Annotated in this window: 17 protein-coding genes; 5 read left to right on the top strand and 12 right to left on the bottom strand. The window is 47.3% G+C overall.

What is annotated here, in order from left to right:
* Nucleotides 1–186 precede the first annotated feature (186 nt).
* From NG833_RS16530 to NG833_RS16515, 4 genes are all read left to right on the top strand, one after another.
* Nucleotides 187–438, top strand: coding sequence for a transposase (locus NG833_RS16530; RefSeq protein ID WP_254566386.1), 252 nt, complete (start codon nucleotides 187–189; stop codon nucleotides 436–438).
* Nucleotides 439–445: 7 nt separating this feature from the next.
* The gene (locus tag NG833_RS16525) at nucleotides 446–691 is read left to right on the top strand and encodes a hypothetical protein (protein WP_254566385.1); all 246 of its coding nucleotides are present in this window, start codon (nucleotides 446–448) and stop codon (nucleotides 689–691) included.
* A gap of 172 nt (nucleotides 692–863) precedes the next feature.
* Nucleotides 864–2,195, top strand: a complete 1,332-nt coding sequence (locus NG833_RS16520) for a hemolysin family protein (protein ID WP_254566384.1) — start codon at nucleotides 864–866, stop codon at nucleotides 2,193–2,195.
* A 164-nt stretch (nucleotides 2,196–2,359) separates the two neighbouring features.
* Nucleotides 2,360–3,571 carry a GDSL-type esterase/lipase family protein gene (locus NG833_RS16515; protein WP_254566383.1) on the top strand — a complete coding sequence of 404 codons (1,212 nt, stop codon included), beginning with the start codon at nucleotides 2,360–2,362 and terminating at the stop codon, nucleotides 3,569–3,571.
* Between the two features lie 110 nt (nucleotides 3,572–3,681).
* Here NG833_RS16515 and NG833_RS16510 read toward each other — a convergent pair whose 3' ends face one another.
* The 12 genes from NG833_RS16510 to pilM form a co-directional block, all read right to left on the bottom strand.
* The gene (locus NG833_RS16510) at nucleotides 3,682–5,052 is read right to left on the bottom strand and encodes a hypothetical protein (protein ID WP_254566382.1); all 1,371 of its coding nucleotides are present in this window, start codon (nucleotides 5,050–5,052) and stop codon (nucleotides 3,682–3,684) included.
* 97 nt (nucleotides 5,053–5,149) lie between these two features.
* Nucleotides 5,150–5,314, bottom strand: a complete 165-nt coding sequence (locus tag NG833_RS16505; RefSeq protein WP_254566381.1) for a DUF5989 family protein — start codon at nucleotides 5,312–5,314, stop codon at nucleotides 5,150–5,152.
* Nucleotides 5,314–5,742, bottom strand: coding sequence for an SxtJ family membrane protein (locus NG833_RS16500; RefSeq protein WP_254566380.1), 429 nt, complete (start codon nucleotides 5,740–5,742; stop codon nucleotides 5,314–5,316). Before NG833_RS16500 ends, NG833_RS16505 begins: the two co-directional genes overlap by 1 nt.
* 208 nt (nucleotides 5,743–5,950) lie before the next feature.
* Entirely contained in the window at nucleotides 5,951–7,825 is a 1,875-nt protein-coding gene (locus NG833_RS16495; RefSeq protein WP_254566379.1) for a carbamoyltransferase, read from the bottom strand.
* 117 nt (nucleotides 7,826–7,942) lie between these two features.
* Nucleotides 7,943–9,370 (bottom strand): NAD(P)/FAD-dependent oxidoreductase, encoded by a 1,428-nt coding sequence (locus tag NG833_RS16490; protein WP_254566378.1) that lies wholly within the window; start codon nucleotides 9,368–9,370, stop codon nucleotides 7,943–7,945.
* A gap of 18 nt (nucleotides 9,371–9,388) precedes the next feature.
* Nucleotides 9,389–10,501, bottom strand: a complete 1,113-nt coding sequence (cobD, locus tag NG833_RS16485; protein ID WP_254566377.1) for a threonine-phosphate decarboxylase CobD — start codon at nucleotides 10,499–10,501, stop codon at nucleotides 9,389–9,391.
* Between the two features lie 23 nt (nucleotides 10,502–10,524).
* The gene (locus NG833_RS16480; RefSeq protein WP_309143857.1) at nucleotides 10,525–10,836 is read right to left on the bottom strand and encodes an HU family DNA-binding protein; all 312 of its coding nucleotides are present in this window, start codon (nucleotides 10,834–10,836) and stop codon (nucleotides 10,525–10,527) included.
* Between the two features lie 405 nt (nucleotides 10,837–11,241).
* Complete coding sequence (locus NG833_RS16475) at nucleotides 11,242–13,560, bottom strand: AMIN domain-containing protein (RefSeq protein WP_309143856.1); 2,319 nt, start codon at nucleotides 13,558–13,560, stop codon at nucleotides 11,242–11,244.
* Nucleotides 13,561–13,675: 115 nt separating this feature from the next.
* The gene (locus NG833_RS30475) at nucleotides 13,676–13,804 is read right to left on the bottom strand and encodes a hypothetical protein (protein ID WP_256556024.1); all 129 of its coding nucleotides are present in this window, start codon (nucleotides 13,802–13,804) and stop codon (nucleotides 13,676–13,678) included.
* An 8-nt stretch (nucleotides 13,805–13,812) separates the two neighbouring features.
* The gene (gene pilO / locus NG833_RS16470) at nucleotides 13,813–14,661 is read right to left on the bottom strand and encodes a type 4a pilus biogenesis protein PilO (RefSeq protein WP_254566375.1); all 849 of its coding nucleotides are present in this window, start codon (nucleotides 14,659–14,661) and stop codon (nucleotides 13,813–13,815) included.
* Nucleotides 14,658–15,464, bottom strand: a complete 807-nt coding sequence (locus NG833_RS16465; RefSeq protein WP_254566374.1) for a PilN domain-containing protein — start codon at nucleotides 15,462–15,464, stop codon at nucleotides 14,658–14,660. Before NG833_RS16465 ends, pilO begins: the two co-directional genes overlap by 4 nt.
* A gap of 1 nt (nucleotide 15,465) precedes the next feature.
* Nucleotides 15,466–16,581, bottom strand: a complete 1,116-nt coding sequence (gene pilM / locus NG833_RS16460) for a type IV pilus assembly protein PilM (protein WP_254566373.1) — start codon at nucleotides 16,579–16,581, stop codon at nucleotides 15,466–15,468.
* Nucleotides 16,582–16,856: 275 nt separating this feature from the next.
* On the opposite strand from pilM, the gene NG833_RS16455 reads away from it, so the two are divergent.
* Complete coding sequence (locus tag NG833_RS16455) at nucleotides 16,857–18,158, top strand: ABC transporter substrate-binding protein (protein WP_254566372.1); 1,302 nt, start codon at nucleotides 16,857–16,859, stop codon at nucleotides 18,156–18,158.
* Nucleotides 18,159–18,293 lie beyond the last annotated feature (135 nt).

Below are 18,293 nucleotides of genomic sequence, written 5' to 3'. Positions count from 1 at the left end.
GTTCAAATTTGGACAGTTGCTCGAAATTTTGCACTTAATATATACCGCGATTATGGATTTAATAATATGGCTCAAGCCCAACGTCGCACGGGATTTGGCCTTAAATTACTTAAGGAGTTGTTCAGAATGAAATAGCCCTGGTTCCGACAATTGAGTAGATAGTGAAGTTATTAAATTTTCATTCCTATGAAAACTCGGGCCGAATTTTTGAGGGAGCCCACCCATCAGATTCGCTTTGTTTATTTACCGAAGCACACTTCGTGGTTAAACCAAATTGAGTGTTGGTTCAGTATCTTAACCCGTCGCCTCATCCGACGGGGAAACTTTACGAGCACTGACGACCTCAAGCAGCAGATTTTAGAATTTATCGCTTACTTCAACCGCACCCTAGCTCAACCATTCCTGTGGAAGTTTGAAGGATTCTCCGATCCGGAATAAGCTGCTCATGTTCTTTCGCCACCCTGCACTAGGTCCCTTGCTTTCCCCGGCGATCGTCAGGCAGGTTGAACAGAGTTTAACCCTTGCACTTGATTTTGGCGAGTTGGTGGGAGGAGACGGGAAGACCTCGACAGCCGTGAAAAAGGGTGAAGCGAGAAAGCGGTTTGGGAAATTAATCTGTAGTCAAACTGCTGCTAAAGGTGTTGAGTTATTGTTCAACGAATTGATGCGAATTTTGCACCCGAAACCCTGACCCTGATTAAATTGTAAAGACCCTCCTAAACCATTAAGAGGGTCTTTTTTTTGGATAGAATGTAGACTACATAGAATCTGGCACTAAATGCATCTGTCCACTGTGGCGATCGCCCCTCATCCTAGAGTGCGATCGCCATATTCGCCGAAACCCGAGGCAAATTCCACACAACATGAATTCTTTTACCCTGGAAATTCTGATCATCTTACTCCTGATCCTCATCAACGGGATATTTGCCATGTCTGAAATTGCCCTCGTTTCGGCAAGGAAGGCCCGACTGCAACAATGGGCGAATCAGGGAGACCGTAAGGCCAGAGTCGCCTTAGAATTGGCAAATTCCCCCAATCGTTTCCTCTCCACGGTCCAAATTGGGATTACTTTAGTGGGGATCTTTGCTGGGGCCTTTGGCGGTGCCACCATTGCCGAGAACGTGGTGGTTCTGTTGGATCGTCTTCCGGTGATGGTGCCTTATAAAGGGGCCGTTGCCCTGTTAATTGTGGTGGTTAGCATTACTTACCTGTCTCTGATTCTCGGGGAACTGGTCCCCAAACGCCTCGCGTTAAACAATCCCGAACGAATTGCCACCCGGATTGCGATTCCCATGCGATTGCTGGGGCGCATTGGTGCCCCCGTGGTTCATTTGTTGAGTGCTTCTACGGATTTGGTATTGCGACTGTTGAGAACTCAACCCTCTAATGAACCCCAAGTCATCGAAGAAGAAATTAAAATCTTACTCGAACAAGGAACAGAAACGGGTGCGTTTGAGGAAGAAGAACAGGCGATGGTTGAGCGTGTTTTTCGTTTAGATGAACGGCGCGTGAGTTCATTAATGACCCCTCGACCGGATGTGATTTGGTTGAATTTAGAGGATTCAATAGAAGAGAACCGACAGAAGATTATTAGCAGTACCCACACCCGGTTTCCGGTCTGTCAAAATGTGTTGGATAATGTGTTGGGGGTGATTCAGATTAATGATTTATTGGCCCGTTCTCTGCTCTCCCAACCCATCGACCTCACCGCTGCGTTGCGTCAGCCTTTGTTCGTTCCTGAACATACCAAAGCCCTCAAAGTCTTAGAGTTATTCAAACAAACCGGCACTCATATTGCCTTAGCCGTCGATGAATATGGCGTCATTCAGGGATTGGTGACCTTGAATGATATTTTAGAGGCGATCGTCGGGGATATGCCCTCAGTAAATCAACCGGATGACTTGCAAATTGTCCAGCGCGAGGATGGGTCCTGGTTATTAGATGGCATGGTCTCGATTGAAAAATTCCGGGAAGTTTTTAATTTGCAAGAGTTACCCGGAGAACAACAAGGTAACTATCACACCTTGGGAGGATTCGTCATCACCCATCTGGGACGAATTCCAATCGCTGCCGACCATTTTGAATGGGCAGAATTTCGATTTGAAGTCATGGATATGGATGGAAATCGGGTTGATAAAATATTAGTCATGCCGGGTAGAATTAACCCGGGAAATCCAATTTCACCCATTACTTAATTAATCAAGGATGAACAGAGTTGAGTAACAGTTGCGAGTCAAGTCTCCTGTTTTGAATTAGACCTAATCCGGTTTAAAAAAGTTTCTGGGTTTCCCCCCCCGGAAAAATTCTCCACCGGCTACCGGCCTAACTTTATTTGTTTCTTTTTAAAAGAAAATCAACGATGCTTAAATTCATCCCAACCGTGAAAAAGAAATCATATCAATTTTTACTGTTAACTGGTTTATGGGTTATTTTACCCTTATTGGTCGTAGAATTTTTAATGATTATTCTCGAACCTTATTTATTTAAAGGGTTTTTTCAATACGATCCAGATATTGGATTTCGAGTTCGACCCTATACCAAAGGATCTAACCAATTTGGCTTTAACGATCGCGATTATCCCCTAGACCGAACTCCTGAAACAACTCGACTGTTAATTCTAGGAGATTCTTATGGTTGGGTAGGCGGGTTATTAGAAAATTACACCGCCGTTTTGGACAATCAACTTGTTCACCAGTTTGGAGAAAATAAAATTGAAGTCATTAATGCCGGTTATTCCATGACCCATACGGGAGAACAGCGAAAAATTCTAGAAAAATATGGAATGCAATACCAACCGGACCTAGTAATTTTAGGGTTTTTCGCGGGCAATGATTTCCATGATGCTCAACCGGACCGTAAAAGAATCATTGTGAATGACATTTATTTTGATATTCATACCCAACAAGAATTAATCATTTTTGGATATCCGATTATCCCGCAATCTCGGCTACTTTTACTCATCCAGCAAAAGTACAAAATCTTTCAGAAAACAAGGCAAAACCTTTTTACCTCTCTAACCAGCCCTAAATCTAACAATGCTGAAGCGGAAGAAGAAGACCCGAAAAATAAACCCCCATTAAAGTATCATTGGTATTCTCCAGGATTGCCGGAAGCAACCTATTTGAACATAGAAATGCAGATGTTAGATTTTTATAATATCCAAAACTATGAATCTGGAAAATATCAAGACCGAATTCAGTTAATTTTCGAGAATATCGCCGCGATCGCAGAATTACTCAAGTCTAACAACACCAAGTTTATAGTAGCCATCTATCCCGCTGCCTTTCAGGTGGATGAGAGTCTCACTCAGAAAATTTTTCAAACCGGGAATTTAAACCCCGAAGACTTTGATTTATTTTTAGCTCAAAAAATTCTCAAAGAATATCTGGACAATCAGGGAATTCCTTATATCGATTTGTTAGATGAATTTCGGGCAGAACAAAAGAATCAGCCGCTTTATCTCAAAAATGATACCCATTGGAATAAAGCAGGTAACCAATTTGCGGCAGATATTTTGTTTGAAAATTTAGTGCCTGTTATAGAAAAAATAGTTAAAACCCCGCACCCTTAAGGGTGCGGCTATACGGACAGAGCCTCTCCTGCGCGGCGTCAAGAGTAAAAACGGCTTTTAATACCCGGATTGGCTCTGATATTCCAGGCTTTAAAACTCAGGTAAAATTCTTATTGCCAGCGTTTTTTTACTTCAGCATTTTGATTGATAAATTCCACAATTGAATCAGCAATATAAGTGGCAAAAACTTGATTTCCGGCTTTATTGTAATGGCAACAACTATCGATGTAAACTATCTCATTGACGTCATCAAAAATTTGGGTTGCGTTAAAAATTGGAATATTTTCTGTTTTTAACTTTTCCACGGTTTGTAATAAAACTGGATAGCCTTTCTGCACCCCAACTTCATAGGGATGATTGTCAACAATGGCTATTTTTCGCTCATCCTCACTAAACGATCGCCCGGTGGGATAATACTGATTAGGTTGGATAAAATGGAAATACAGACTATTTTGATTCTCCAAAGATTCCTTCATCAACCGCGATGAATTTGCCCATAACTCTGCCATCCGGTTAAATGCTGTATCTACATCCACCGCTTCCCGGGCATTTTCAATCCGGAGTATAAAATCTTGTTGGGGATTTTGTTGTTTTTGCCCTCGGATTTTCTCAAATTCCATCAAGTTCTCTTGATAGTTCTTCGCCGCTGCCTGAGTAGAAACAACTCGGAATAAATAAGTAGAAGCTAATTTACTTTTTTGTAAGGTTTCCTGCCTTTGCCTTAACTCTTCTCGATTTTCTACAATTTTGGCGATCGCACTCAGTTCATCCACCCCTAAATTATTACTGGCAACATCCCGCAGCGGCAACAAATGCTGAATACTCGGCATGGAAAGCGCAATATTTTCCTGGTAATTCAGATTAGACAGGGCAACTTCATTAAATCCATCAATATTAATGACGAAATCAAACTCCTGTCCCAAAGACAAGATATAATTTAAAATCAACAGTTGTTGCGGTTGCTTATACCCTCCCAAGGCAAAAGGCAGAATAATGATTTCTTTATTGGCTAACTCGGGAATTTTTTCTTTCAGAGTTTTAGCCAGCACTTGATTTTCGATTTCATACATCGAAAAGTTACTCGCCACCGAACCGCCAAACACGCCAATAATCACTTGATTGGAGTTTTGGCGAATAAAGGGATAGTCATAATCGGCGGGAAACCCCAAATTATTAATGCTGAAAATCCGAGTAGAAAACTCCAGATTTATAGGCATATTGGGTTTCAAAACATATCCGAAAAAGGGATGAAGTCTTTCTAGGATGGTTTCATCGGTTGTGGTTGGATTAATCGGCAATCCCAACTGGGCGATCGCCTCGTCAGTTTGATTCTCGCTTCGAGTATAAAACAGTTGTTTATTTTTGCTCCAATATAAAGCCGCCGCCCCTAACTCGATAAAAATTGCCAAAAAAACCAAATTAATTAAAGCAATTTTAATAATTTCAGGCAAATTTTTTCGTAACTCAGTCAATTTTTTCATAAATTAATCAGCCCATTTCAATGAAGTAGGATAAAAATTACCAGGAGTGGGAGCATCTTGCTCCCGATCTCCTACATCAATTCCCGACAGGCAACCGTTAAAACAACGTGTAAATAAACGGGGCGATCGCTGATGCCTGAGTCAACACAATCACCGCACCCAGTAACACCAAGGTAATAATCAAAGGAGCCAACCAGTATTTTTTACGCTCCCTTAAAAATCCCCATAAATCCTTAACAAAATCCCAAGTGGCTTCAAACATTAAAAAGGTCTCTCCATACTTTCTCGATTTCTCAGGGTGCTAGAAACTCGGTAACTCTCTAGCTTCGCATCCAACCGACGTGCCATCGGGTCTTTCTTAAACACCCCCCGCATGGCTAATCCCATCGGCATCAACAACAAATAGAAAATAATCCCTAAAATAATCCGGCTATTAATCGCCCCTAGAACCAGTCCAACCTTCATCCAACCGTGATAAACAGGTTCTAACGTTTTCGGAGCAATTAACGCCCAAACCCACAACACCCCGGCCACAATCCAAGGCCAAATCGGCAGAGAATGATCGCGAATCCAGGGAATCAATAACCCGAACAACCCTACAAAAATTGCCCCAGTAACCAGTCCAAATTCACGCAATCCTTTTTTATCCAGCTTCGGAATCGTATGAGTCATAACCAAGGCATCAGCCATCAAAAATAAAAGAACTTTTTTCCCAAAATAGCCCGCGCAGGCGGGCTTCGTCCGTATAGCCCCACCCTTCAGGGTGCGGGCTTCTCTTCAGCCCGCGCAGGCGGGCTTCGTCCGTATAGCCCCACCCTTCAGATGCGGGCTTCTCTTCAGCCCGCGCAGGCGGGCTTCGTCCGTATAGCCCCACCCTTTAGGGTGCGGGCTTTTTCCCCTAATCTAACTCAAATTCTTGCTTCCAAGACTCATCCTTTTTCCAAGGAATCTGCTCACTCTTCGGTAACAAGAAATTCTCAATTACCAAATAATCCATCTCCGTTCGCATAAAACAGCGATAGGCATCTTCTGGGGTACAAACAATTGGTTCACCGCGCACATTAAACGAGGTATTCACCAACACCCCACAGCCGGTTTTCGCTTCAAATTGACGGATTAACTCATAGTAACGAGGATTGGTTTCTGGGTGCACCGTTTGAATTCGGGCAGAATAATCCACATGAGTCACCGCCGGAATTTGCGATCGCGGCACATTCAGTTTTTCAATCCCAAATAATAACTCCTGTTCCGCTGTCATCGGAATCCGTAACCCTTCTTTCACCTCCGCCACCAACAGCATATAAGGACTCGCGGACTCTATTTCAAAGTAATCGGAAACGCGATCGCTCAACACCGAAGGGGCAAAAGGTCGAAATGACTCCCGATATTTAATTTTCAGGTTCATCACCGACTGCATTTTAGCACTGCGCGGGTCACCAATAATCGATCGCCCGCCTAACGCCCGAGGACCAAATTCCATCCGTCCTTGGAACCATCCCACCACATTTTCATCGGCTAAAATGTCCCCTAATCGAGGCAGCAATTCCTCATCATCTAACCGATAATATTTCGCCTGAACTGTATCCAAATAAGACCGGATTTCCTCATTTCCAAACTTCGGTCCTAAATAAGAGCCTTTCATGCGATCGGCCACAGTTAAATTCTGCTTGGGCGAGTCTTCAATCTCCGGATTCACCACCCGAGGTTGTTCACCATACTGATACCAACCCGCCAAAGCTGCCCCTAATGCCCCTCCGGCATCTCCTGCTGCCGGTTGAATCCAAATTCCCTTAAAAGCGCTTTCCCGCAACAATCTACCATTGGCAACACAATTTAACGCCACCCCTCCCGCTAGACACAAATAATCCACATCCAACTCTTTATGCACCGTCTTCGCCAGACGCAATACCACCTCTTCCGTGACATATTGAATCGAACTCGCGATATCCATTTCTTTCTGAGTTAACTTCCCTTCCGGACGGCGAGGCGGTCCTCCAAATAACGCATCAAACTTGCGATTGGTCATGGTTAAACCCGTCGCATAGTTGAAATAATCCATATTCAACCGGAAAGTGCCATCATCTCTTAAATCCAACAAATGATTCAGGATTTTATCAATATATTTGGGTTCGCCATAAGGCGCTAATCCCATCAATTTATACTCTCCCGAATTCACCTTAAATCCGGTGTAATAAGTAAACGCCGAATAGAGCAATCCAAGAGAGTGGGGAAAATCAATTTCCCATTGGGGAATCAGTTGATTGCCATCTCCCAACCAAACCGAAGTAGTTGCCCATTCTCCCACCCCATCCAAACACATCACTGCCGCCCGTTGAAACGGACTCGGGAAAAAGGCACTTGCCGCATGAGCTTGGTGATGTTCGGTAAATAAAAGCTGCGGCAATTGGGAGGTTTTGCATCCTGCCAATTTAGCCAATTCTTGTTTTAAAATAGTTTTTAAATAGAGTTTCTCTTTTAACCAAACTGGCATGGCAGCAATAAAAGAACGAAACCCTCTCGGTGCATAAGACAAATAGGTTTCTAACAGCCGCTCAAACTTAACCAGGGGTTTATCATAAAAGATAATTTGGTCTAACTCATTCAGGGAGATATTTGCCTCCTGAAGGCAATAGGAAATCGCACTCTGAGGAAATCTAGCATCATGCTTTTTCCTCGAAAATCTTTCTTCCTGTGCTGCCGCAATAATATCACCCTCAATCACTAAAGCCGCCGCGCTATCGTGATAGTAACCGGAAATTCCCAGAATTTTCATAGACAGTCTTTTTGCCCTTTTTAAGAGATGAGATAGAGATTAGATCAAGTGAACCTGCACTCTGGACTGAACCCCATAATTCCCTGCGTTTTACCTATTTATCCCTTCGTCAGGGAATTATCGCCGCCAATTAAACCAAATGTCAAGAAGATTTTGCCAGAACGTATTATCCTTGAACCGTCCCTCCTGCCAGAGTTCGGCAGTTTTTTGATTAATCTCAGACAGACTGGGCCAAATATGGGGTAAAGCAGCGATCGCCTCAACCTTCAAATTGTTTTGCATCCCTAACGCAAAACTGTGAATCAGTTCCGATGCGCCTGGTCCCAAAATATGAGTGCCCACAATCTCTCCATTTTTCCGGACCAATACCTTACAAAACCCCGTGGTTTCTTCCTGCAATCGACCCCCAGCAATGCCTTTAAAATATTGCTTCAAAACAACCACATCTTCATATCGACGTTTCGCTTGGGGTTCAGTCAGTCCCACTCGGGCCATTTCAGGATAGGTCTGGAAGGCCCAAGGAAGCCCCCAATACTTCACCCGATGACGGGGGAAAAACAAGGCATTTTTGACCGCAATTTCCGCTTCATGGCGGGCTACATTAACGAGGGGATAGCCCCCAGCTAGGTTCCCACAGCCATAAATTCGCGGGTTGGTCGTTTGTAATTTAGCATTAAGTTGCACTCTTTGACCTAGGGGAGTCCGGTAAAATTTCACCCCTACGCTTTCTAAGTTTAGTCCGTCAATATTCGACTGGAAACCACAGGCGAGGAAAATTTCATCGCAGGCGATCGCCCGGTTTTCAGTCTGAACAATCTTTTTCCTTGGACTCGATTTAACGGCCATAACTGGGGTATCAGTCAGGACAAGAATCCCATCTGCTTCGAGTTGCGCCTGAATCAATTGCGCCGCTTCAGGGTCTTCTTTCGGCAAAATCTGGGGTGCAGAAGTAATCAGAGTGACGGCAATTCCCAACCGAATGAGGATTTGTGCCAGTTCAATGCCATTCGGATCGCTGCCAATAATTGCAATGCTATTCGGGAGGGTTCCTTCGATGAAGTGATGGAAGGTTTCCCGGGTGAGGTATCCCGTGGTTGCCAGTCCCGGAATGTCAGGAATCGCTGACCGAAAACTGGGGGCTAATAAATAATGGCGAGAAATTAGGCGTCTAGTCTTGACATTCAGAGAAAGTTGTGGTAATGAAATAAACTCTCCCGCCTCTGCAATCACATCAATGCCGAGAGAGGCGAGAACTGCCGGGGACCGTTCCTCCCCCAGGGATGCTAGGGCCTGGGTTGACTGCTCCAGGGCGCGGGCCAGTTCCGGGAGGTCCTTGGGAAATGGCGCACCCCAGAGAATGGAAGGGGAATCAAATAACTCTGCGGTTTGTAAAGGCCCTGTCCCTTCAGAGAATGGCGGGGCATTCACGGCCTGTTGAGGCGGTTGGACCAGGGCCACTCGCGCTTGCAGTTTGGCGGCTGCGATCGCCGCTTCTATTCCCGGGCGAGTGCCGCCAATAACGACTAAATCGTAATCCAAGCTCACGGTGTTCGATTCCCCAATCTAAGACAAAATATCGGTTAAGGCGGCAATCAGGCGCTGGTTTTCGTTCGGGAGACGCACGGCAACGCGGAAATAGCGATCGCCGAGTTCGGGAAAGCTCAGGCAGTCCCGGATTAGGATGCGGTGACGGGTGAGTAAGTCCCGTTGGAGTTGGGAACAGGAATGCTGCGATCGCACCAGTAAGAAATTCGCTGATGCAGGCAGGGGCTGCAATCCGGGGATTCTGGATAACCCGTCAAACAGTTGCGATCGCGCGGGGGGCAACCAGGCCCAAGTTTGTTCCTGAAAGGCCGTATCCTGGACTACTGCTTCCCCGGCAGCCGCTGCTAGGATATTGACCGGCCAGGGGTCGCGCCACTGTTGCCAGGGTTGGAGGCAGTCGGGATGGGCGATCGCATAACCCAGGCGGAGTCCAGGCATAGAGTAAAACTTCGTCAGCGATCGCAGAATCACTAAATTGGGATAATCCTGGATCACACTGACCAAACTTTCCTGGTCCCCTGGGGGGAGAAAATCCATAAAGGCTTCATCCACCACCACCAGAGCAAAATGCTCCAGGTAGGGCAGAATTGCGGTTTTTGAAAACAGTTTTCCCGTGGGATTGTGCGGATTATTCAGCAACAGACCCCTTGGGGCTTGCTGCTGCTGCAATTTAGGAATGAGGCAGTCTAATCCCGAGGGGGTTTTAGCTGTCGCTTCACCCACCCCCAGGAATCCCCCTTCCTCATCTCCCAACAGGGGACAATCCACCACCGTTGCGCCAAAGGTTTGTAGACACCGACGGTAATCGCCAAAGGCGGGGGTTAACAGAAACGTCGTCGGCAGGGTCGAGAGTGAGTATCCTGCCCAGGTTAACAACTCTGCGGCCCCATTACCGGGCAGGATCCACTCGGGAGGAAGACTACAAGCCTGACCCAACTGCGATCGCAAGGAATAGTAGCTGGGGTCAGGGTAGTTTCGCAGTTCGCCCAAGTGACTGTGAATCGCCGCATTGACCGATGGGGGCGGCCCCAACGGACTGATGCTGGCCGAGAAATCGAGGATAGAGGAAGGGGGACAGCCTGCCAGAGTTGCGGCCCAGGCTAAATTCCCCCCATGCTTTGGCTGATTCAAAGGGCGATCGGGATGTGACTCCCTTACTTAGGAGCGACTTTTTCTTTAAAGAACTTACCAGCAGAGAAGGCAGGGACCTTGGTGGCTGGAATTTCCATTTTGTCGCCGGTTTTGGGGTTGCGACCTTCACGCGCTTTGCGCTCACGAGCTTCAAAGGAGCCAAATCCCACCAGGGTGACTTTATCCCCAGAAGAGACCGCTTCGATAATCGCATCGAGGGCGGCAGTCAGGACTGCATCCGCTTGTTTCTTGGTGACGTTAGCCTTCTCAGCTACAACATCGACGAGTTCACCTTTGTTCATTTTGTTACTCCGTACAGGTTGATATGAGCGAATCCAAGGGACCTAAATTGCCAGGGCAATTTACAAGGTCTCTTAGGTAGTTTAAGGGAGTCAGCCAAAATAAATCGCTGAAACTCCCACTGATTCGACTTTTCACTGCATTATTCTAAAGGGTGTCAACCCAATATGGATCGGTGAAACCTTTAATTTATATAGATTTGAGGATTTTTTTTTCATTTTCCCCCCGGGTCGCACCAATGGATCCATCAAAAACTTGTCTTCAAAAGTAACACAATTGTAGCTACATTTAATTCGCTAAAACTCCTTAAAACAATAAAACCTCCTGTTTTTTAGTTAACAGGAGGTTTTATTAATTCTCGATTTTAGTCCGGCAAGTCACCCCAAAAAATAAACCGAAAGGAATAGAAGCCAGCAATAGGGTCAGATCACCCCCAAAAATTACCGATTTTGATTCAGCATTTGCTGGACCTCCTGTCCAGGGGCATACCCAAAACCAAAGCCCGCATTTTCCGAATCATCCAAAATCTGAGGCGTCACCAGAACGATCACCTCTTGTCGCCGATTCTCCCGTTGAGTGCTTCGGAACAAAGAGCCAATCAGAGGCAGGTCCCCGAGGATCGGTATTTTACTGACGAAAGAGCGATCGACATCTTGGATAATTCCCGATAGAATCAGTGTCTGTCCGTCTCGAATCCGAATCGTACCGGATTGCAGGGTTCTGGTTGATAACAAGGTTGAACCATCCGCAGAAGTACCTGTGGGTGCAGAGACACTTGGAATGAGGTTGAGGGTTACAAATCCATTATCATCAATTCTGGAGACACTAACGAGTAATGTTAAGCCTGCATCGGCCACAAGGGGTCGGGGTTCAAGTTCTACAACCCCCGTGTCATCGTTGACTTGTTGAAATACAGCGGTTTGAGTGACTTCCTGGGTTAAAGATAATCGCGCAGTCTCCCCTTCTTGAACAACCATCGTTGGGTCGGTTAGGATTTTAGCATTCCCGCTCACAACCTGAGCTTGCAGAAGCGCCAGGAACCTCTGGGGGTATTGGAAGAGGGTCGGTAAACTAAAGTTTGCCGTACCGGGCGTAATTACCCCAGTTGAAGGATCGACTTCAAATACCGTATAGTCGGAAACGCGAACCTCTCTAGGATCGGTACTAATTCCTGGAACAGGACGTAAAAAGAGAGCCCCAGCTCCTGGACCTGTTAGCGGAACTTGAGTGGTTTGGTTCGGATCGAACTGCAGTCCTGCCCCTGTCAGTGGATTAGCCAAGACTGGGGGAACCAGGGGGTTTTCTCTGTTACTAACCGTATTCGCTGTAGGAGGATTAATCCCCCCAAAGTTAGCAACCGCTGCACCTCCATCATTGACAAAGAAACTGTCATTAATTCCGAAGGAGAAACTGGTGCTAAAGTTGTCCGTTGCCAAGAGGTCTACATCAACAATTTTGACGTTGACGGCCACTTGCCGACGCCGTAAATCTAACTGACTCAGAAATGAGGTAGCAATTTCAACTTTATTCGGGGGACCTACTAAGGTAATCCCATTGATTCTTTCATTGGTGAGTACGGATAAACCACTCAGCAATAAAGGACCGTCTCCTTGAGTGGCTCGCAGTGCTAAAATCTCTGGGGTTCTCGATTCAACCGTTCGAGCGGCAGCCCCTTCACCAATGGTAATAATGTCTAATCGTTCCCTAGCAATCTGAGTCTCCGCACCCTGTGCTGTTAAAAAGCCTGCTGCATCAGTGGCTGCAACTTGATTCATCCTCAGAGTCCGCACCACTACATTTCGGGCTTCGTCTGGCAGTCGGATTCCGACAAAAATAGTGTCTCCAACCCGGTTGGCCTCTAATGCACTCAGACGAATAATGTAATTAAAAACGTCTTGAACTGACTCATTTTCAATATCTAGGGAAATTTTGGGACTCGCATCATCTGCTTCGGCTCCAGGTTGTTGAGCCTGACCCTCTGCGCCGGCGACACCCGGTGTATAGGCCAAATTCAGTCCAGCAGTTCGGGCTAAAAGGGACAGTACATCTCGCACCGATGCGTCGCGTAACACTAACCGGGGGATAATTTCTGTGGATCCGGCTCCTAGATTGATCTCAGGTGTAGCGGATGGAACATTAGAAACCGCGATATCACCCACGGGGGGAGCGACGGCTCGCGGCTGAAATGGAGGGACCGATGGCTGGTTGGGTCGGGCAATGGGAGCAGGGCCACCCTCAATGGTGATTTGCGGATTGGGCACGAGTACGTCTGGACTCGATGGGAGGCCTGGGGGGGGCGTCATGCCTGGGGGTGGGGGTGGTGTCGAAGGGCTGAGATTGGGAGATGCCGCCACTCCTCCAGTATTGAAACCGAGATTGATTCCAGCAGCGTCAGCTTGGTTGATGGCTACTTCTGGGGCGCTGCTGCTACCACTGACGATCACCCGGACGCTATTAGCATCGAGGGGGGTGACGACGATGGAGGCAATCCCTGGGGCGGGGTTATTTTGACGGAAGCTCTGACCCCCGGGTAGGCTGAGTTGAGTATTGATAATATCTGCAATAACGTCTGTACCTCGGTTGACGGTAAAGACTTGGGGCCGATCGCCCCCCTGGGTATCCAAAATCACCTGGACTCCGCCACCGCTGGTACTGACGTTCACTCCTGTGATTTGCGTGACTGCCATTGCTGGGGCGCTGGCCATGACCACGATCGCACTAGCTCCGAATAAGCACCCGAGTGCATGAGGCTGTTTCACCGTTCCCTCCTCCCTTAAAAAAAGTCCACTCTGATTAAACTGCGATTAAAGTCTTATATAGCGCTTCAATCCCTAACTGTCAAAAAACGGATAGGTTTGTTTCATTCATACTCCCCTATCCGGATTTTTGGTTTAAATTTTTGTAAAGGGACAAAGCAGTACCGCAATGGGTGGCGATCGCCCTCCCCGGATTTCCTCTGCCTTGGCCCTTATATCCTGAAACTCCTACAACTGCGATCGCCATTTTCAGAGTTATTGAGCCGGTGGTTGTTCTCCTTCCGCCGCCGCTGGTGGGGGCGGTGGGGCTGCTAAATTTTTTAGCTGCTCAGGTGGTAACGGCATCACCGCTATCAAATTAAAATTGGTTTCCAGATTTGCTGATGCCTGTTCGGTAATTTTACCATCAGGATCGACAAAAATCCTCTGACTCCCTTCACCCAAGGTACTGGTAAATTCACCAAATACCACCATTTGTTGCAAGCGTTCCAGCCGTCGCAAGGTATCTAGAGTTTGCTGATAGGTTCCCGCCATTTCCAGCTCCATTGTCTTCCCTTCCACCGCTTGGGACAGCATTAAGGAAGGTGTCGTCGGGGGGGGCGCAGCGGCTGGATCCGCTGGGGGAGGAGCTGCTGCGCCTCCAGCTTGGGCAGGGCCTTCGGTAAAAATCCACTCGTTAGGGCTGGATTCTAGGGGCTTGAAGGATTCTAAATTTCCCCCACTTTGCTTGACAATTTGGTTAATGTCCAACAGCAAAGTTTCTAAGGTAGCCCCCTGAGCAAATAAGGCTAAGACATTTTCCTTTTGCTGTTGGGTTGTGGCTAAATTCGCTCTAGCCTCGTCCATTTGGCGGATTTTTGATTGTTGAGTTGCGATTTCGGCTTCTTTTGCAGCAATTTGCGTCTTTAAGTTCGTCTGCTCTTCCATCGCAGGCAAGAGCATTTTAAAGGCTGCAAATCCAGCCAGTCCCAACCCGAGCACGGCAATTAAAATCCCTTGAATTTGCGGGGTGAGAACAAAACTACCAATTTTATAACTTCCTGGCGGTGGAGCCTCTTCAGCCCGGGCTGCCTCCATTGCCATAAACTGTTCGCTGACGGTCATCGTTGAATTACCCCCTGTTGTTCGAGTAAATTGATGCGAGTGGTCAGTCCTTCAGCCCGAGTTCGCTGGAGATCAGCGAGAATTTCTGAAGCCAGAACGTTGCTCACCGTGGCATTAATGTTATATTCGACTACTTTTGGCAGTTGAAAATCTGTCGGGGGACAGGTAACTTGTTGACCTTGGAAACTGGGGTCGCATTCTACCTGCACCGGATTGTCTACCAGGGTGGCGTCAATTAACTGGGTTTGACTGTCATTAAAAAAGGCCGATCGCTTCAGGGACAGCACAAAATCATTGACATCATCAAAAGTTTTGGCATATCCCCGGATCTCAATCTTTTGTTGGACTTTTGTCCAGGGTGAGGAGGCTTGAATTTCTTCTGGGGGCGCTTGTTCAATCTGATGATTCAGATTAACCAGTTGCACCCCGGGCGGTAGGCGATCGCGCAGTTCTTGTAACAGCGCTGACATCGGTTTGACTGACGTATTGAAAATATTGGCAAAAAATGTAATTTGGGTATTCAACTGCTGAATTTCAGCATTGATGGCTTCCACCTCTTGAACTTGTGCACCCAAACTCCCGGATTGATTCTCCAGATTAGCCAACTGTCCCTTGAGTTCGGTATTTTGGTTATTCACCACAAACCATCCCCCCATAACCACGGCGATCGCCGAGACCCCTGCCGCCAGTCCCCCAATCAACATCGTCGTTTGTTGCCGAGAGGAAACTGCCCGAGTCTTTTGGGGGACTGGGGGCTTATAATCAGCGCGATCGTTGAGAAAATTAATTTCTAGACTATACATTTCATTTGGCCTCCCGCATGGCTAACCCCAGCACAACTCCCAATCCTGGGCGCTGCATTAGGGGCATTTTTTCTTCGTCTACTTCCAGGGCTAAATTCTCCACTGGATCTACTACGATGCTTAATAAACTTAATCGCTGATTGAAAAAGTCATCCAACCCTCCAATCGATGCACCCGGTCCTGCCAGCAGGAGCTGTCCGACCTCCAATCCTTCGCTCTGATTCATATAAAAATCAATTGAGCGCCGCAGTTCGTCCCCTAACTCAGAAAACACTTTAATAATAGCCTGCGTTCCCGGGCTACTTCCTCCCCCCATTGTACCTGACCCCGTACTTTCTGTTGGGTTAGCCGGAATCGTCATCCCCTGCAACATATCTGTATTGCGAGAAGGGGGTAAATTCATCGCTTGGGATAGGGCCGTTTGTACTTGATAGGTCCCGATCGGGATGGTTCGAGAAAATTGCGGAATCCCATCCACCACGATCGCAATTTCGGTACTATCAAACTGAATATCCGTCAGCACCACCGCCTCTTCTGGCGGCAACTGTAGCAGTTGTTCTCGAATGGTCCGTAACAAGGCAAAACTAGAAATCTCCAGAATTTCTATCCCTAACCCAGCTTCTTGAAAGGTACTAATATAAGTATCCGTCACTTCCTTGCGAGTGGCCACCAGCAGCACCTGGACCTTTTCGATGCCATCCTCATCCATGAACTCCCCTAACTTTTGGAAGTCCACATCCGCCTCTTCTCGGGGAAACGGCAAATAGAGTCCCGCCTCTTGGTTCATGTACTCCCGCAATTCCAAATCATTCAGTTCTTTGGGAACTGGGATAATCCGAATCACCCCTTCGCGCGCCGGGACCGCAGTAGCGACCCGCTTAATATTCGTTAAATTGTGTTCCGCTAGGGTTTCTTGGATAATTTGAGCCATCTCCGGAGGGTCCGCAATCAACCCTTCTTCCACAACGCCTTCGGGGACTTCCACCGTGGCATAGGTTTCTAGTTGATAAGAGGCACCCTGTTGACGCAGTTGCACGATATTGAGTCGTTCTGGAGCAATTTCCAGTCCAATTCCATTGGATCCTTTAGACAGGAATTTTTTAAAGAAATTAACCACGGTTTTGTCCCATATTGAATGAAAGAGGGTGAGTTGAAAGTCATCAAAACCCTATGTGACAGCAGGCAGTGCTTCTTCCTAATCTTAGCAAGCAAGCCCAGACTGACACTGCCCAAGGCGCTCCCTACCTGGGAGTCTCGCAAAACAGTCCCCTCGGGGGATAGAGTATTCATAATCTACCCAATGTAAGTTAGGATCAGCACGCTTTGCCTGGGTCAAATTCCCCTGATGCTCGTTATCTCACCAGACCCTATGGGTCATTTGCTACTGATGTTATGAGAGTAAGAATCAACCGTTGGAAACGCTTTGGACTCTTTGTATTGTCGGGGTTGTTACTGAGTTGGGCGATCGCCTGCACTCCCGGTACTGGCTCCAATTCGAGCCAACCCGCCTCGGGTACTGCGGAAGTTGAATTTTGGACAATGCAACTCCAGCCCCAGTTTACGGACTATTTCAACACCTTAATCGCCACATTTGAATCGGAAAATCCTGACATCAAAGTGCGTTGGGTTGACGTGCCTTGGTCCGCTATGGAAAGCAAGATTTTGGCCGCAGTTTCGGCCAAAACTGCCCCCGATGTGGTCAACCTGAATCCTAATTTTGCCACCCTTCTTGCCAGTCGCAATGCATGGCTGACTCTGGATGATCAAATCCCCGCTGACATTCGTCAGCAGTATCTTCCCAATATCTGGAAAGCAAGTACCTTAAATGGCGAAAGCTTTGGTATTCCCTGGTATCTGACCACGCGAATTTCTATTTATAATACCCAACTCTTCAACGAAGCGGGCATTGACCAACCCCCCAGCACTTATGCGGAATTAGCCCAGGTGGCCCAACAAATTCGCGACCGAACCGGCAAATATGCCCTTTTTGTGACATTTGTTCCCGGGGATTCCTCGGAGGTCCTCGAATCGATGGTCCAGATGGGAATGCAACTGGTGGATGAGCAAGGTAAAGCTGCCTTTAACACCCCAGAAGGGCGCGCTGCGTTTCAATATTGGGTAGACCTCTATGAAAAGGGTCTCTTACCTCGGGAAGTCCTCACCCAAGGACATCGCCAAGCGGTCCAACTGTATCAAGCGGGAGAAATTGCCATCCTCGGTTCCGGACCCCAATTTTTCAAGACGATCGCCGAAAATGCCCCGAGTATTGCTGAAGTCTCGGCGGCGGCCCCCCAAATCACCGGCGAAACGGGCAAGAAAACCGCAGCGGTCATGAATTTGGTGGTCCCTCGGGATACGGATGTCCCAGAAGCAGCGGTTAAGTTTGCCCTATATGTCACCAATGATCAGAATCAGTTGACCTTTGCCAAGGATGCAAACGTCTTGCCTTCTACCCTGCAAGCTCTCCAGGATAGTCATTTTCAGGCATTACCCGCTGATGCTTCCCAAATCGATCGCGCCCGCCTGATTAGTGCCGGGGATCTCAAGAGTGCAGAGGCCCTCATCCCAGCAATGGAAGATATCCAGCAACTGCAACGGATTATTTACGATAATTTGCAGGGGGCCATGTTGGGTCAACAGTCGGTGGATCAAGCGGTCACCAATGCGGCCCAGCAGTGGGAGGCCCGCAATTAGGGAACTCCAAAAAATAAAACCTTCAAAAAACCCGCAGGCTCAAGCCTGGGGCTACACGGACAAAGCGGTGCCTGCGCGGGCTAAAAGAGCCTTGTTAGGTGCGATCGCATCAAAGCAAGGATGATTTATTTGTTG

It is taken from the genome of Oscillatoria sp. HE19RPO, assembly GCF_024220515.1.
In the GTDB taxonomy this organism is placed as follows: Bacteria; Cyanobacteriota; Cyanobacteriia; order Cyanobacteriales; family Laspinemataceae; genus Laspinema.
The sequence above is the reverse complement of the archived record's forward strand: the minus strand, read 5'-3'. Positions and strand labels throughout refer to the sequence as shown.